Origin of the sequence: uncultured Mailhella sp. (assembly GCF_944324615.1) — a bacterium.
Taxonomy (GTDB): domain Bacteria; phylum Desulfobacterota; class Desulfovibrionia; order Desulfovibrionales; family Desulfovibrionaceae; genus Mailhella.
The window spans coordinates 1-15,626 of record NZ_CALUWY010000063.1 but is presented as its reverse complement, the minus strand read 5'-3'; the positions used below and the strand labels follow the sequence as shown (position 1 = coordinate 15,626).

The 15,626-nt window shown below is 64.2% G+C and carries 9 protein-coding genes; 6 read left to right on the top strand and 3 right to left on the bottom strand.

Going from position 1 to position 15,626, the window contains the following annotated elements; translation table 11 throughout:
• Positions 1-516: 516 nt before the first annotated feature.
• The 6 genes from lysS (at position 517) to Q0K07_RS10915 (ending at position 8,133) form a co-directional block, all read left to right on the top strand.
• Positions 517-2,022: a lysine--tRNA ligase gene (lysS, locus tag Q0K07_RS10940; RefSeq protein ID WP_294559203.1), complete on the top strand. Its 1,506-nt coding sequence runs from the start codon at positions 517-519 to the stop codon at positions 2,020-2,022.
• Positions 2,023-2,070: 48 nt separating this feature from the next.
• Complete coding sequence (locus Q0K07_RS10935; protein ID WP_294559201.1) at positions 2,071-3,300, top strand: lipoprotein-releasing ABC transporter permease subunit; 1,230 nt, start codon at positions 2,071-2,073, stop codon at positions 3,298-3,300.
• Positions 3,293-4,009, top strand: a complete 717-nt coding sequence (locus Q0K07_RS10930; RefSeq protein WP_294559199.1) for an ABC transporter ATP-binding protein — start codon at positions 3,293-3,295, stop codon at positions 4,007-4,009. The genes Q0K07_RS10935 and Q0K07_RS10930 overlap by 8 nt, the downstream gene beginning before the upstream one ends.
• The gene (gene bamA, locus Q0K07_RS10925) at positions 3,990-6,677 is read left to right on the top strand and encodes an outer membrane protein assembly factor BamA (RefSeq protein WP_294559197.1); all 2,688 of its coding nucleotides are present in this window, start codon (positions 3,990-3,992) and stop codon (positions 6,675-6,677) included. The genes Q0K07_RS10930 and bamA overlap by 20 nt, the downstream gene beginning before the upstream one ends.
• Before the next feature lie 502 nt (positions 6,678-7,179).
• Positions 7,180-7,842 carry an HAD family hydrolase gene (locus Q0K07_RS10920; protein WP_294559195.1) on the top strand — a complete coding sequence of 221 codons (663 nt, stop codon included), beginning with the start codon at positions 7,180-7,182 and terminating at the stop codon, positions 7,840-7,842.
• Positions 7,843-8,001: 159 nt separating this feature from the next.
• Positions 8,002-8,133 (top strand): hypothetical protein, encoded by a 132-nt coding sequence (locus tag Q0K07_RS10915; protein ID WP_294559193.1) that lies wholly within the window; start codon positions 8,002-8,004, stop codon positions 8,131-8,133.
• A 111-nt stretch (positions 8,134-8,244) separates the two neighbouring features.
• Here the strand turns inward: Q0K07_RS10915 and Q0K07_RS10910 are convergent, their stop codons facing one another.
• The 3 genes from Q0K07_RS10910 to Q0K07_RS10900 all read right to left on the bottom strand — a co-directional run bounded on the left by Q0K07_RS10910 (position 8,245) and on the right by Q0K07_RS10900 (position 14,513).
• Positions 8,245-9,447 carry an MFS transporter gene (locus Q0K07_RS10910; protein WP_294559191.1) on the bottom strand — a complete coding sequence of 401 codons (1,203 nt, stop codon included), beginning with the start codon at positions 9,445-9,447 and terminating at the stop codon, positions 8,245-8,247.
• Between the two features lie 156 nt (positions 9,448-9,603).
• Positions 9,604-13,293: an AAA family ATPase gene (locus Q0K07_RS10905; RefSeq protein WP_294559189.1), complete on the bottom strand. Its 3,690-nt coding sequence runs from the start codon at positions 13,291-13,293 to the stop codon at positions 9,604-9,606.
• Positions 13,281-14,513: an exonuclease SbcCD subunit D C-terminal domain-containing protein gene (locus Q0K07_RS10900; RefSeq protein ID WP_294559187.1), complete on the bottom strand. Its 1,233-nt coding sequence runs from the start codon at positions 14,511-14,513 to the stop codon at positions 13,281-13,283. Before Q0K07_RS10900 ends, Q0K07_RS10905 begins: the two co-directional genes overlap by 13 nt.
• Positions 14,514-15,626 lie beyond the last annotated feature (1,113 nt).

Sequence of the window (15,626 nt, the reverse complement as noted above, 5' to 3'; positions counted from 1 at the left end):
CGGGATGCGCCCCCGTCTGATCTTCGGGAACGAAGCCCTTTCCGGGCCTGCCGTGCACGCGGGATGCGCCCCTGAGGGAGGAGCGTCCCGCCGGGGTGGCGCCGTTTCCGGCATGTGCCCTTCAGAGCGCCTGTGCGCGGCGCGGCAGGGGGCGATGGCCCGCCCGCGGCCGCCCCGCGCCCCCGGCCCCGCGCTTTTCCCCCCTGCGGGATGCCGCGCCATCCTTAAAGGCCGCGCGGGCAGGCAGGGGGGGGGCAGATTGCCGCAACATGGCGCGCCCGCGGGCCGGACGCCGGACTTGACGAGTGGGCGTATTTGTCCTACGCAAATCTTTTTACGGCGCGCGAGAGCGTGTCTTTCGTCGTGCCCTGCCGGAGCGGATTTCCGGGCGGCGTTTCAGAAAAGGCCGAGCCACAGCCTTTTAAATAACTGGAGTATCTTTTGGAAGCACAGAAGAAAGCCCGCAAGCCCATCAAGCTTGCCACGAAGTCGGAACATGCGGCCTATTTCATGCCCATGCTGGAGAATTTCGCCGAACACGGCGAACTCAATGAAGTTGTGAAGAACTGTGTGGGCAAGGCCTGCGATCTCATGGATGCGGGCATTCCCCTGTATCCCAACGACTTCAAAAGAAAGCACGAAGCCGGGCCCGTGCATGCGGAATACGAGGCGCTGGGAGAGGACGAACTGGAAGCGCTGGATACCACCTTCGAGCTTGCCGGGCGCATGATGTCTTCCCGTTCCTTCGGCAAGGTGATCTTCTTCCACCTCATGGACCGCACCGGCCGCCTGCAGTGCTATGCGGAAAAGAGCCTGCTGGGCGACGAAGCCTTCGCCGCCTTTAAAAAGCTCGACGTGGGCGACATCGTGGGCGTGAAGGGCAGGCTGTTCCGTACCAGGACCGGGGAACTCACCCTGCGCTGCGAAAGCGTGCGCCTTCTGAGCAAGTCCTTCCGCGCCCTGCCGGACAAGCACAGCGGCCTCACCGACGTGGAATCGCGCTACCGTCAGCGCTATGTGGACCTGGTGATGAACCCCCGCGCCCGGGAGATTTTCCGCAAGCGTTCGCTCATTGTGCGGGCCTTCCGCCGCTTCATGGAGGAACACGGCTTCATGGAAGTGGAAACGCCCATGCTGCACGCCCTGGCGGGCGGCGCGGCGGCCAAGCCCTTTGTGACGCATCACAACGCCCTCGACATCGACCTTTATCTGCGCATTGCGCCCGAGCTCTACCTCAAGCGCCTCATCGTGGGCGGCATGGAGCGGGTGTTTGAAATCAACCGCTGCTTCCGCAACGAAGGCATCGACACGCGCCACAACCCCGAATTCACCTCCTGCGAATTCTACTGGTCCTACGCCACCTATGAAGATCTCATGGACTTCACGGAAGGGCTGTTCGCCCATATCGCCCTTGAAGTGTGCAGAAGCACGGTGATCACCTATCAGGGCCAGGAAATCGACCTCACCCCCGGGCGCTGGAGACGCATGAGCTATCATCAGGCCCTGGAGGAAGTGGGCGGCCACAAGCCGGAATTCTACAACGACATGGAGGCCGTGCGCGCCTACCTGCGTTCGCGCGGGGAAAAGTTCATGGAAAGCGAGGGCATCGGCAAGCTTCAGTCGCGCCTGTTCGACCTTGACGTGGAAGAGAAGCTCGTGCAGCCCACCTTCATCTATGCCTATCCTGCGGAAATTTCGCCCCTTGCCCGCCGCAACGACGAAAACCCCGACATCACCGACCGCTTTGAAATCTTCATCTGCGGCTGCGAATACGGCAACGCCTTCTCCGAACTCAACGACCCCGTGGATCAGCGCCTGCGTTTCGAGGCCCAGGTGGAAGCCAAGGCCGCCGGCGACGACGAAGCCTGCCCGCTGGACAACGATTATCTGCGCGCGCTGGAATACGCCATGCCCCCCACCGCGGGCGAAGGCATCGGCATCGACCGTCTGACCATGCTGCTTACCGACGAGCCTTCCATCCGCGAGGTGCTTCTCTTCCCGCTGCTGCGGCCGGAAGCGTAGCCTTTCTTTCACGGGCGGCCGTGCGGCCGCCCGGCCAAGGGGAAAAGCATGTCCTACCCGCTGTTCATCGCGTCGCGTTACCTCACGTCGAGGAGCAAGCGCACGTTCATTTCCATCATTTCCTTCATGTCCGTGCTGGGCGTGGCCATAGGCGTGGCGGCGCTCGTCATTGTCATGAGCGTGTACAACGGCGTCACCTCCGAGATGCGGGAAAAAATCCTCGGCGCAAGTCCGCACATCATGGTCATGGCCACGCGGCCGGGCATGTTTGCGGATGATAAGGGCGCGCTTTCCGTGGTGCGGGAAACGCCCGGCGTGGTTTCCGCCACGCCCTTCCTCTATGCCGAAGTGCTGCTCTCCACCCCGCAGGGGGCCACGGGCCTCGTGCTGCGCGGCATTGATCCTTCCCAGGCGGGCGAGGCCATGCCCATGCTGCATCATCTGGAAAGCGGCAGCCTTGAGAACCTTGCCCGGGAAAGCGGGCCTGCGGGCATGATCGTGGGGCAGGACCTTGCGCGCCGCTTCCATCTTCAGGTGGGCAGCCGCGTGAACCTCATGTCTCCGGCGGGGCAGAGAACCACCGCGGGCTTTGTGCCCAGGCTGCGTTCCTTCCGCGTGGAGGGCATATTCCGTTCGGGCATGTCGGATTTCGACAGCCGCCTGGCCTATGTTTCCCTCGACGCCGCGCAGGAGCTCATGGGCTTCCCCAGGGGGCATGTCTCGGGGCTGGAAGTCTTCGTGAAGGAACCCTACGACGCGGCAAAGATCGCCGACAACGTGGCCGAAAGGCTCGGGCCTCCCTACTACGCCCGCAACTGGATAGACATGAACGCCAACCTCTTCGCCGCGCTGCAGCTGGAAAGGTTCGGCATGTTCATCGTTCTTCTCATGGTCATTCTGGTGGGTTCTTTTTCCATCATCACTTCCCTTGTCATGCTGGTGATGGAAAAAACCAAGGATATCGCCATATTGATGTCCATGGGCGCCACGGCTTCGGGCGTGCGGCGCATTTTCATGCTTCAGGGGGCCATCATCGGGGCTGTTGGCACATCCATAGGTTATGTGCTAGGAATCGCACTGGCGCTGCTTCTGAAGAAGTATCAGTTCATCGAGCTTCCTCCGGGCGTGTACATGATGGACACGCTTCCGGTCATCATCGAGCCTCTGGATCTCTTCCTCATCGGGGCGGTGTCCATGCTGATGTGTTTTGTGGCCACCATCTATCCCGCCAGGCAGGCCGCGCGCCTTGTGCCTGCCGAGGCCCTTCGCTATGAGTAACGACATGGATGTTTCCTCCGCGCATGCTCCCCTGTATGTGGTGGAGCATGCACGGAAAACGGTGGAAAGCCCCGCAGGCGAGCTGACCATTCTCCGCGACGTGAACTTCGAGGTGCACGCCGGGGAGGCGCTTGCCATTGTGGGTTCTTCCGGCGGCGGCAAGTCCACGCTGCTGCACATTCTGGGCACGCTCGACCGCGCCACCGGCGGCCGCGTGCTCTTCGAGGGGCGCGATCTTTCCGCCCTTTCCGCCCGGGAGGCGGCGCTTTTCCGCAACCGCTCCCTGGGATTCGTGTTCCAGTTTCATCATCTTCTGCCGGAATTCACCACGGTGGAGAACGTGGCCATGCAGGCCATCATTTCGGGTATGCCCCGGGCAAAGGCTCTTGCCCTTGCCGCCGAGTCGCTGGAAAGAGTGGGGCTCGGCGAGCGCCTGAACCATCATGTGACCACGCTTTCCGGCGGCGAGAGGCAGCGCGCGGCCATAGCCCGCGCCACGCTTCTGTGCCCCAAGGTGCTGCTTGCGGACGAGCCTACCGGCAACCTGGACGAAAAAACGGGCGCCCGCGTGGTGGACGTGCTCAGAAAGCTGAACCGCGACACGGGCATGACCCTCATCATAGTGACGCATAACCGGGAACTTGCGGAAAATATGGACCGCAGCCTTGAACTGAGATCGGGAGAGCTTTATGCGCAACATTCTTTCTAGTCTGGCATGCCTTGCCGTGTGCCTGCTTGCATGGGCGGCTCCGGCGCAGGCGGCCGAAACCCGCGTGCTGGTACTGCCCTTTGCCGTGAACGCGCCCGCAGCGCAGCAGCAGCTTGCCGGGGATATCCCCACGCTGGTGCGTCAGGGGCTTGAAAACTACGGCGTGAAGGCCATTCCCACGTCCGCCGGCAAGGCGAGGCAGCAGGATGCGGCCTCCGCCCGTTCCCGCGCCCGCTCGGCCAAGGCCAGCTATGCCGTGTTCGGCAGCCTGAACCAGCTCGGCGAAAGCTTCAGCCTCGACATGCAGCTTGTGGCGGCCTCGGGCGGGAACGCCCGGTCCTTCCACATGGAAGGGGCGAACCTGCTTGAGCTGCAGCCTGTGGTGAACAGCCTTGTGGGTCAGGTGGTGGCCTCTCTGGAAACGGCCTCCCCCGTGCGCGCGGCCACGAAGGCTTCGCGCGGCGGCATTGCGGCCATCGACGTGAAGGGCCTCAAGTTCATCGACAAGGACAGAGTGCTGGTGCGCGTTGCCTCCCGTACGGGCGAACCTCTCAATGAGGAGACCGTGGACAGCGACGTGCGCAGCATCTGGGATCTGGGCTATTTCAACGACGTGAGCGCCGATGTGGTTCCCGGCCCCGCCGGGCAGACGCTGGTGTTCACCGTGGAGGAAAAGCCGCGCATTTCCGAAGTGCGTGTGGAAGGTTCCGAAGCCGTGAAGATAGGCGACATCACGGAAGCCATGTCCACGCACACCGATTCCGTGCTCAACGAGAAAGTGCTTGCCGACGATCTGCAGAAGGTGACGGACCTCTACCATAAGGAAGGCTTCTACCTTGCCGAAGTCACCTATGAGGTGCAGCCGAAAAGCGACGGTTCCGCCGCCGTGCTGGTGCTGCACGTCAAGGAAGGCAACAAGCTCTACATCAAGGAAGTGGCCATTGAAGGCCTCAAGGAAATTTCTCCCGACGACGTGAAGGACTTCCTCTCCCTCAAGGAGCGGGGCATGTTCTCCTGGTTCACGGGCACGGGCGTTCTGAAGGACGACCTGCTGGAACGCGACGCTCAGGCCATACGCAGCTATTTCATGAAGAACGGCTATGTGGACGGCCAGGTGGCCGCGCCTGAGGTGCAGTATGAGGAAGACGGCATCCGCGTGGTGTTCCGCGTGCGCGAAGGCGTGCACTACAAGGTGGGCGAGGTGATCCTGCAGGGCGACCTCATCGACACCCGGGATCGCATCATGCAGGAAATCTCCATGGACGAGCATCAGGCCGCCGGGGATTACTTTGACGTGGAAGTGCTCCAGAACGACGTGAAGGCCCTTACGGACTTCTACAGCGATTACGGCTACGCCTTTGCCGACATCAACGTGCATCCCCGGCCCCGCGCCGACGCGGGCGTGGTGGACGTGGTCTATACCGTGAAGCCCGGCGAGAGGCAGTACATCCGCCGCGTGGAAGTGGAAGGCAACAACCGCACGCGCGACAACGTCATTCTGCGTGAAATGCGCCTTGCCGACGGCCAGCAGTTCAGCGGCGCCAAGATGCGCCGTTCCGCCCAGCGCCTGGAAAAGACGCGCTACTTCAGCGAAGTGAACCCCACCGTGGTGCCCACCGGCGTGCCCGGCGAAGTGGACCTCAAGATGGGCGTGAAGGAAACCGAAACCGGCGTGGTGAGCCTGGGCTTCGGTTACTCCACCTACGACAAGTTCGGCGTGATGGCCTCCGTCACGGAAAACAACCTCTTCGGCCGCGGCTACACCCTCGGCCTTTCGGGCTACACCTCCTCTTCGGAACAGTACCTCGAAGCTTCCTTCGTGAACCCCCGTGTGTTCGACACCTACTGGGGCTTCTCCGTCAGCCCCTACGGCATCGACGAGGAATGGTCGTACTTCTACAAGCGTTCCGTGGGTGTGCGTCTCGGCCTGTTCCACCCCATCGGTGAATACACCAACGTGAACTTCGGCTACAAGTTCGAGAATTACAACCTCTACCACATGTCGGACAACGCCTCCAGAATCATCCGTGCCTACAAGGGCAAGCACTGGGCCAGCACCGTGTCCATGGGCGTGACCCGCGACACCACCAACAAGGCCTCCTTCCCCACCGAAGGTACGCGCGTGTCCCTCAGCATGCAGTACGGCGGCCCCTGGACCGGCGGTGACGACAGCTTCTTCAAGCCCGTTGTGGAAGCGGGCTTCTACTACGGCCTGAACGATACCAACATCTTCCATGTGCGCGGCAGGGCCGGCGCGGTGTACAAGGCCGACGACGACAAGACCGTGCCCGTGTTTGAACGCTTCTGGATAGGCGGTATCAACAGCATCCGCGGTTACTCCTACGACGACATCTCCCCGCGTGACCCGCAGACCGGTGAAACCATCGGTTCCGACCGCATGGGCTATGCCAACATCGAATACATCTGGGTGGTCAAGCCCGAAATCGGCCTGGCCTTCGTGCCCTTCTACGACATCGGCTTCAACGTCGACAGCTCGCAGTGCTCCAGTGTGTTCGACAAGATCTACAGCTCCGCAGGTCTCGAAGTGCGCTGGCGTTCCCCCATGGGCGATCTGCGCTTTGCCTACGGCTATCCGCTTTCGGAAAATGCCGACGGCACCCGCCGCAGCAGCGGCCGCTTCGAGTTCTCCATGGGCCAGGCGTTCTGATAATACGGCGTCTCTGCAGGCGGAAAGCCCGCAGAGACATACCGCCTGAAAAAAGGGGGGAGGCTTGCCTCCCCCTTTGTCGTATCGGGGGCCTTGGAAAAGGGCCTCCGGGCGGGCGCTGCGTTTTCCATCGCCCGGTGCCGGGCACGCTCCCCCCGGCCCGGGGAAGCGCATGGCCCCGGCAGAGGCATTTCCCGGCGGAATGCGGGGGCATACCTGTCTTCCGGCAGAGCGGCGAACCGGGCGTTTTCTCCGGCAGAGCGGCGAACCGGGCGTTTTCTCCGGCAGAGCGGCGGGGAGGCGGGGATGTTTCTGCAAGAACGGGCGTTCCCCGCAGGGGACGCTCCGGCAGGGGGAAGCACCCGCAGGGGGCCGGGGCGTGGGGCGTTTTTGGCGGAGTGGTTCCGTCTGAGCATGGCCGCTTCTGCGGGCGGAAGCTTCTTCCGGCCGGGGCGATGAGGCAGAGCGCGGCCCGAACATTTGAGGAAAAGGATACAGGCGCATGAAAAGCTATGATACGGTGATATTCGACCTCGACGGCACCCTTCTGGACACGCTGGAAGATCTCATGCTGAGCGTGAATCATGCTCTGGAAGGGCGCACCGGGGTACGGCGCAGCCTTCAGGAGGTGCGCAGCTTTGTGGGCAACGGGGTGCGCAGGCTCATGGTGCTTTCCCTGCCCGGCGGGGAGGAGAACCCCCTGTTTGAAGAGGCCATGGCCGATTTCCGCACGCATTATGCGGCCCATTGCCGCGACCATACCCGGCCCTATCCGCAGATCATGGAACTGGTGGAGACGCTCAGGGAACGCGGCCTGAAGCTGGGCATTGTGTCCAACAAGCCCGACGCGCAGGTGAAGGAGCTGAACGCGCGCTGCTTCGGCGGTCTGTTCGGCGCGGCCATGGGCGAGAAGGAGGGCGTGCGCCGCAAGCCTGCGCCCGACAGCCTTTTCTGCGCCATGGAGGAGCTTGGCTCCACAAAAAGCGCAACGCTCTATGTGGGGGATTCGGAAGTGGATGTGATGACGGCCCGCAATGCGGGAGTGGACTGCCTTTCCGTGACCTGGGGCTTCCGCGACAGGGATGTGCTGGAAAAGGCCGGGGCCGCGCATTTCATCAACGCGCCCATGGAGCTGATTCCCTTCCTGGACGGCGTGAGGGAATAATACCAGCAAAAGGCCCGCGGCATGCGGGCTTTTTTCGTTTAAAGGGGCCGGTGGGGAGGGGGATCAGGCCGCCCCGGAGGGCGCAGGTTCCCTCCCAAAAAAAAGCCGGGGGCTTCGGCAAGGTTGCGGCACCACGCCCGGGGCTGCGGAAGAGGTGTGATGACGGCCCGCAATGCCGTGCCTTTCCGTGCCCCGGGGCTTCAGGGATGTGCCGGAAAGGCCGGGGCCGCGCATGTCATCAACGCGCCCATGGAGCTGATTCCCTTTCTCAACGGCGTGAGGGAAGAATAGCAGCAAAAGGCCCGCGGGGCTTTTTTCGTTTAAAAGGGCTTTCCGGGGAAGCGCAGGTCGCCCCTGCTTCCCCGCAAGGCCGCGGGGCTTTTTTATTTCAAGGGGCGGGGTTCAGGAAACAAGATCGGTGTCCTTTCTTTCACGGAGACGGGGCACGACGAGCTTCAGGAAAATGGCAATGGCGAGGAACTGGCCCAGCGCGCCCACGCGGTAGGCGGCGGCCATGCCCATCATGTCGGCAATGATGCCGCCGCTCACAAGGGCGAGGAAAATGCCGCCGTCCATGCCGATGAAATACATGGAATTGGCCACGCCGCGCCGGGACTTGTCGGCAAGGCGCACGAGAATGGTCTGAAAACTCGGGGTGAGCGCGCCCATGGACACGCCGAGCAGCGCGCCGCAGAGCACGAAGACAAGGGCGGAGGAGGTGGAGGAAAGCAGCAGCACGCCGCCCATGGTCACCAGTTCCGCAACGCAGATCAGCTGCACCATGAAGCCGTGGTCGGAAATGTAGCCGGAAAAGAGGCGGCTGACCATGAGCCCCAGGCCCATGAACAGGAAATAGAGGCTGGCGTAGTCGGCCAGGCCGTGTTCACGCGCGAGCACGGAAATGTAGTTGGTGATCATGCCCTGCATGAAGGCCGCAATGAGCAGGGCAAGCAGGGCGAAGGTGCCGCTTTTCATGTAGAGCATGTCGAGGGTGATGGCTTTTTTCACGCTGACGGTCTGCCTGCCGTGGGGAAGCATGGACTGGAACAGCGCGCCCGTGAGGGCGAAGGCCGAGGGCACCATGAAGGCGGCGGTGTAGGAGAAGGTATCGGCCACGAAAAGGCCCAGCATGGGGCCGAAGATCATGCCGAGGGATACGGTGCTGCTGAAGATGCCTATGCCTGTTCCGATTCTGCCTTCGGGCATGAAGTCCACGGCAAGGGTGGCCTGCGAGGTGGTCATGGAGGAAAAGGCCATGCCGTGCAGCAGGCGCACGAACATGAACAGCAGCACGCCCGCCGCCGCAAGGCACAGGGGGAAGAGCGCGGCGCAGGCAAGGGTGGAGAGAATGAGCACATGCCTTCTGTTGAACCTGTCTGCCAGAAGGCCGGAGAAGGGGCGGAACAGCAGGGCCACCAGGGGGAACACGGCCATGGCCGCGCCCATGATGGTTTTGGGGCAGTGCAGTTCATCCATGAGGTAGAGGGGCAGCACGGGCATGATGGAGTAGCCCGCCATGCAGGTGCACAGATTGGCGAGACAGAGCAGGGAGAAGTTCCGGGTGAACAGCGCCTGTCTGGGAGATTCTTTTTCGCAGTTGGCCATGGGCATCACCTTTACGGAGCGTTTTCGCGGAAAAGGCCCGGGCGGGCAGGAGAAAAGTCCGCTCGCGTGAATCTTCCTGAGAATAGCCCTGATTGCGCCGTGCTGCAAGAGGCCGTGAGAAAGTGAGGCGTCTCCGGTATACCGGAGACGCCTCTGCTAGCCGTTGCCCCCGCTCACGCCCGGGCCGGAAAGGCGGCTTCTGCCGTTGCCCGCAGGTTCCACGGCAATCTGCACGGGCACCCGGTCGCGCACGGCCTGCACATGGGATATGATGCCTATGACCTTGCCCTTTTCGTGCAGGGCCGAGAGCATGTCGAGGGCGGTGTTCAGGGCCTCCTCGTCCAGCGTGCCGAAGCCTTCGTCGAGAAACACGGAATCCACGCGCACGTTGCGCCCGGCCATCTGGGCCAGCGCCAGGGCAAGGGCCAGACTGACGATGAAGCTTTCCCCGCCGGAAAGGTTGCGCGAAGAACGCACGGCGTCGGCCTGATAGCGGTCGATGACGTTGAGGGTGAGGGCCTCCGTGCTGCTGTAAGTCAGCTCGTAGCGGTCGGTCATCTGGGCAAGCTGGCGGTTGGCCAGACCGAGAAGGGCGCGGAAGGTGAGTTCCTGCGCATAGTTGCGGAATTTCTTGCCGTCGGCGGAACCGATGAGATCATCAAGGGCCTTCCATTTGCCGCAGAGCAGGGCCTGGGCGTTGCGGCGCTCCCTGAGTTCTCCCTCCTCCTTTTTCCGGATGGCGTTGGCGCGCAGAATTTCCCCTATGCCGCCCAGATTGCGCAGGGTCTCCTCCCGTTCGCGGCGGGTTTCTTCCATGCTCCGGGCGCAGTCCTCCGGGGAAAGGGCGGGGGAGACAAGGCCGTCTCTGCGGCGCGCAAGTTCCCGGCCCCGCGTTTCCAGCGCAAGGGCGCGCCGGTTGAGGGCGTTTTCCTTCTCTTCCAGAACGTGCAGATCCTTTTCCGCCATGAGGGCGGCGCGGCAGGCCTTTTCGTCGGCAAAGCCCGCCGCCGCAAGGCCGGAGTTCAGTTCCCTTTCCATGACAAGGAGCGTTTCGGCGCGGCGGGCAAGGCGTTCGGCCAGCACGGCAAGGGCGCTTCCGGCCTGTTCGCAGGCGCTTTTTGCGCGTTCCGCCTCGCGTTCAAGGCGCGTTTCCTCAGCTTCTTCGGCGCGCAGAAGAAGCGTGGCCTTTTTCTCCTCCTGCTCAGGGTCGCGCAGGCCGAAAAGCTGCTTCCGGGCCAGGGCAAGGTTCTGCCGCTCCTGCCGGCGCCGGGCAAGGCTGTTTCTGCCCTCCTCACAGGCGGCCGCGGCCCCGGCCAGCTTTTCCGCGCAGGCCGCCGCAGCCCGGGAAAGCTCGTCTCCGGCGCTGCGCAGGCTCTTTTCCTCCTTCTGCAGGGCAAGGAAGGCGTCGCGCCGCGCCTCAAGGCGTCGCAGGCCCTGTTCCAGCATGTCGGTATCTTCCCCTTCCACGCCGAAGGGGCGCATGTCCTTCTGCAGTTCCCCAAGGCCCTCACGGCACAGCGTTTCCAGGCGGGCAAGGCCGTTTTCCAGCCCGCGCGCCTCCGCCGCAAGGCCGAGAGCCTCCTTTTCCAGCGCAAGACAGGCGGCGCGGGCTTCCCCGCAGGTATGCCGGAGCGCTTCCCCGGCTTCCCGGGCGCGCTGCATGGCGCTTTCCTGCTTTTCCGCCTCTTCCAGCAGGCGGGAGGCGGCGGCAAGGGCCTCTGCCGTGCCCTTGTGCAGCGTTTCCAGCAGCGGCGGCAGGTCGGAAGGCTTTTCCGTGAGCAGAAGGGCCTTCTGCACCGCTTTTTCCAGCGCCTCTTCCTCTTCCGGCGTACCGAAGCTCCCGTTCAGGGGAAACACGGCCTGCAGCGCTTCGCCGAGGCGCGCCGTCAGGGTGCGAAGTTCCGCCCGTATCTCCTCGCGCGCGCTTTTGGCATGTACGGCGTCGCGCTCATGGGCGGCAAGGGAGGCGGCAAGGGCTTCCAGATGCTTTTCCAGCGCGGCGGCTTCGCCTTCCTCCCCATCTTCCGGGGGCAGGGCATGGACAAAGGGGTGATGCAGGCTCCCGCACAGGGGGCAGGGTTCGCCTTCCCTGAGCTTCTGCCGTTCCTCTTCGTAGGTTCTGATTCTGGCGCGCAGGAAAAGGGCCTCGCGCAGGGCCGCAAGGGTGGCTCTGCCGGATTCCAGCTCCTGCCTTTCCCGGGCAAGGGTGAGGGCAAGCTCGTGCTCCCTGCCTGCCAGTTCCTCTTCCTTCAGGCGGCGTTCCAGACTGCGGCGCGCGTCTTCCAGCGCCTTGTCCGTGCGGGAAAGGCGGGTGAAGAGCGCTTCCCTGCGCGCCCGGTGAAAGCCCATGTCCCGCCCGGCAAGGAGCGTTTTCAGCGCTTCTGCGGCGGCGCGCTGCTCCTCTTCCCGGAGGGCGGCCTCCTTTTCCAGCAGAAGGGCGGCGGCTTCCTTTTCCTTCAGGGCCTTTGCCGCCGTGTCCTGCTTTTTCCGCACCCCGGCAAGGGCCTCAAGGGTGCTTCTGCGCTCCTCCTCCCTCTGCCTGAGGTGGGAAAGCCGTTCGCAGAGCGCGCCGAGGGCCTGCTGAAGCGCCTCGTCTCCGGCGGCGCGTTTTTTCCTCTCTTCCAGCCGGAGCAGGGCCTCCTCCAGATGCTTCCGCCGCGCGTCAAGGTCGCTCCGCTCCTTTTCCCGCAGGGCAAGAGCCCGCTGCCGGGTTTCCAGCTCAAGGGTCAGGGCGGCCATATCCCGCCCCCCGGCGGCCAGATCCTCATCCATGGCGCGCACGCGGGCGCAGGTTTCCCGCAGGCCCGCCCATGCCTCCCGCTGTTCGGAAAGCGCCTTGCGCGCCGCGGCAAGGTTTTTCTGCGCCCCGGCGCTGGTGGCCTCAAGCTCCGGCATTTCGCGCAGAAGGTATGTGCGTTCCCCTTCGTCCCGGGCCTGTTCCTCGCGCCGTATGCCGAGGGCCTCAAGACTCCCCGCGAGATTCCCGGCCCGGCGCGCGCCTTCCAGACGCGCCTTTTCCGGCGTAAAGGCAAGCTGCGCCTTCTGCAGCGCGTCTTTTTCCGCCTCAAGGGCCTTTTCTTCACGCAGCAGGGCCGCCGCCTGCTCGTGGCGCTCCTTTTCCTTCTGCAGGGCCGCTTCCTTCAGGGCAAGCTCTTCCCCGCGCGCCTTCAGCGCGGCCGCGCGCAGCACAAGTTCCTGCTCCGCCTCTTCCGGCAGCAGGTTCCTGCCTTCCAGTTCCGCGTCCAGCGCATCCAGCTTCTGCGCCTCGTTCTTGTTGCGAAGATGCACCCGCTTGGAAATGTCGCTGTAGATTTCCGTGCCCGTGATCTGTTCCAGCAGCGGGGCGCGCCTGTCGCCGTCCGCCAGCAGAAAGGAGGCGAATTTTCCCTGCGCAAGCAGCATGGACTGCGTGAAGCGCCCGAAATCCATGCCCGTGATGCGCTGCACCTGTTCCGCCACATCCGTGGTCTTTTCCGCAAGGCACATGCCTTTTTCATCGTACAGCCGGTGCCGCGGCTGCTGAAGGTTGCCGGAGGCCTTCTTTCCCGCCCGCGACTGGCTCCAGGAGCAGGTGAAGGTGCCCGCAGGCGTGCGGAAGGAGACTTCGGCCGCGCAGTCCGCCGTGTGGCGCGACATGATTTCGTTGCCGCTCCTGGTGATGCGTTCCAGCCGCGGCGTGGAGCCGTAGAGCGCAAGACATACCGCGTCGAGTATGGTGCTCTTGCCCGCGCCCGTGGGCCCGGTGATGGCAAAGATGCCGCCTTCGTAGGCCGGGCCGTCCAGACGGATGCTCCAGTCGCCGGTGAGGGAATTCAGGTTGCGGATGTGTATGCTCAGGATGCGCATGAATCTTCCTCCCCGTCGGGCATGGCAAGCACTTCTCTGTAGAGTTCGCGCAGTTCTTCCAGTTTCGGGTCGGCAGGGTCGGCTTCGGGGAAGGCCTCCCTCAGCCTGCGCTCGAACACCTCCTCCACGCCCATCTCTTCCAGCGTTTCCCGCGCGGGGTCGGCGTCCATGCCCTCGGGCACGGGGCGCGCGTTTCGTATGCGCAGTACCTCCACGCCGCCCGATACATGCGCCTCCACCTGCTCCCGCAGGTCGGGCACGGGCAGCGCTCCCGTATGGGTCACTTCCACCCAGCAGGGCGCAGACTGCGCGGAAAGCTCCGTGAGTCTTGCCGCAATGGCGTCAAGGTCGCCCTCCACGCTTTCCAGGCGCTGGAATACGGGCACGGGTACGCGCTCCACCTTCACATGGGCGCCCGCGGTTTCCAGCAGGCACACTTCCTTGGGCCTGCCCGCCTCCCCGAAGCTCATGGGCAGGGGGGAACCGGAATAGCGTATGCGCTCGTTCCCGCCCGCCTTCTGCGGAATATGCAGATGCCCGAGGGCCACATAGTGGAAACATTCCGGGAAGATGCCCGTCTCCACCTGCCCCAGGGAGCCGATGCGCAGATCCCGCACCCCCTCGCTCACCGTGCCCCCGGAGGCGAAAAGATGCCCCATGGCCACCACGGGAATGTCGCGCCCGGCACGAAGCTCCTCAGCCCGCAGGGCCGCGCGGCGGTAATGTTCCCGCATGCCCTCGGCCATGAGACGGTCGCGCGCCTCCCGGCCTTCGCCTTCCCTTGCGCGGAAAAGATCCCTTTCCCGCAGAAAAGGCACGGCGCAGACAATGAGTTCAGGCTCTCCGTCCGGCCCGGCAAGGGCAAGCACTTCCTCCTCCGGTTCCCGGGCGCGGCCCGCAACATGGATGCCCATGACCGAAAGCAGCGTGTGCGGAGCATCCAGAAAGGCCGGGGAATCGTGATTGCCCGCAATCACCACCACATGGCGGCAGGGGCTGGATGAGTCGAGCACGTTGCCGAGAAAGCGGTAATACATTTCCTGCGCCCGTGTGCCGGGAAGGGCGCTGTCGAACACGTCCCCGGCAAGGAGCAGGGTTTCCACGCGCCGTTCGCGCACCGTTGTCTGAAGCCAGGCGAGAAAGGCCTCGAATTCCTCGTGCCGCCGCCTGCCGTAAAGCTGATGGCCGAGATGCCAGTCGGAAGTATGCAGTATGTTCATGATTCCTGCCCCGGAAAGGGCGTTGCAGGTGAAAAAGGCGCGCCGGAAAGCCGTGCCCGGAAAAAGGCCCGCCTTTTCGCAGGCAGCCCTCCGGAAAAAGCCCGGTTTTCCCGCCCGTTGCGGGCGCGCGGCCCTTCATCCTTATCACGGGGCAGGGGGGCCTGTCATGGGGGCAGAGGGGAGTGCAGGGCGGGAGGGGGAGCAGGCAAAGCGGGGGAGAGGGGAGGGCAAGGCGGGGGAGGGGCGCGGGAGGGAACCGGAGCGCGGGGGCGTGCGGGAGAGAAGGAGCTTGCCCGGGGGCCGGGGGGAACAGAAGGGGCGCAGGAGAGGGAAGGGGCGCAGGGGAGAGCGTGGGAGAGAGAAGGAGCGCGCGGGCAAGACAAGGCGCGGGGGCCGGAGTACAGGAAGAGGAGGCGGGGCAGGGCGTGCAGGAGCGCGCAGAAAGGGGGCGTGGCGTAGGAGTGCAGGGGCGTTCCCCACGGGCCAATGCACGGGGAGTACACAAGGTGCAGCGGAAGAGGAGGGGAAAGGAGAGCATGAAGAACCATGCCCTGCGGGGGGAACAGGCGGAAACATGAGGGATACCCCTGTATAACGGGGAAGCCTGTCGGGCATGGCAAAGGGCGGAGAACCCGGGCACGAGCAGGGCGAGCCGGTGCAGCCCCTTTCCGCCCGGCGATGGAGAAACAGGCCCTTTCCGGACCCTGCCATGGGGGCAGGGTACCTTGCCCGCCTCTTGAGGAAGGCCGGGGGCAGGAGGGCAGAGCGGGGAGAGTCGCCTGCTTTGGGGCGGTGGCCGGAGTGGGGAGCACAGAAAGGGGGAGCGCAGGCGGGGCGGCCGGAGTACAGGAAGAGGAGGCGGGGCAGGGCGTGCAGGAGCGCGCAGAAAGGGGGCGTGGCGTAGGAGCGCAGGGGCGTTCCCCACGGGCCAATGCACGGGGAGTACACAAGGTGCAGCGGAAGAGGAGGGGCAAGGAGAACATGAAGAACCATGCCCTGCGGGGGGAACAGGCGGAAACATGAGGGATACCCCTGCATAACGGGGAAGCCTGTCGGGCATGGCAAAGGGCGGAGAACCCGGGCACGAGCAGGGCGAGCCGGTGCAGCCCCTTT

Excerpts from the sequence above, each read along its gene's own strand:
- lysS (WP_294559203.1), top strand. The coding sequence starts at position 517 with ATGCTGGAGAATTTCGCCGAACACGGCGAACTCAATGAAGTTGTGAAG.
- Q0K07_RS10935 (WP_294559201.1), top strand. The coding sequence starts at position 2,071 with ATGTCCTACCCGCTGTTCATCGCGTCGCGTTACCTCACGTCGAGGAGC.
- Q0K07_RS10930 (WP_294559199.1), top strand. The coding sequence starts at position 3,293 with ATGAGTAACGACATGGATGTTTCCTCCGCGCATGCTCCCCTGTATGTG.
- bamA (WP_294559197.1), top strand. The coding sequence starts at position 3,990 with ATGCGCAACATTCTTTCTAGTCTGGCATGCCTTGCCGTGTGCCTGCTT.
- Q0K07_RS10920 (WP_294559195.1), top strand. The coding sequence starts at position 7,180 with ATGAAAAGCTATGATACGGTGATATTCGACCTCGACGGCACCCTTCTG.
- Q0K07_RS10915 (WP_294559193.1), top strand. The coding sequence starts at position 8,002 with ATGACGGCCCGCAATGCCGTGCCTTTCCGTGCCCCGGGGCTTCAGGGA.
- Q0K07_RS10910 (WP_294559191.1), bottom strand. The coding sequence starts at position 9,447 with ATGGCCAACTGCGAAAAAGAATCTCCCAGACAGGCGCTGTTCACCCGG.
- Q0K07_RS10905 (WP_294559189.1), bottom strand. The coding sequence starts at position 13,293 with ATGCGCATCCTGAGCATACACATCCGCAACCTGAATTCCCTCACCGGC.
- Q0K07_RS10900 (WP_294559187.1), bottom strand. The coding sequence starts at position 14,513 with ATGAACATACTGCATACTTCCGACTGGCATCTCGGCCATCAGCTTTAC.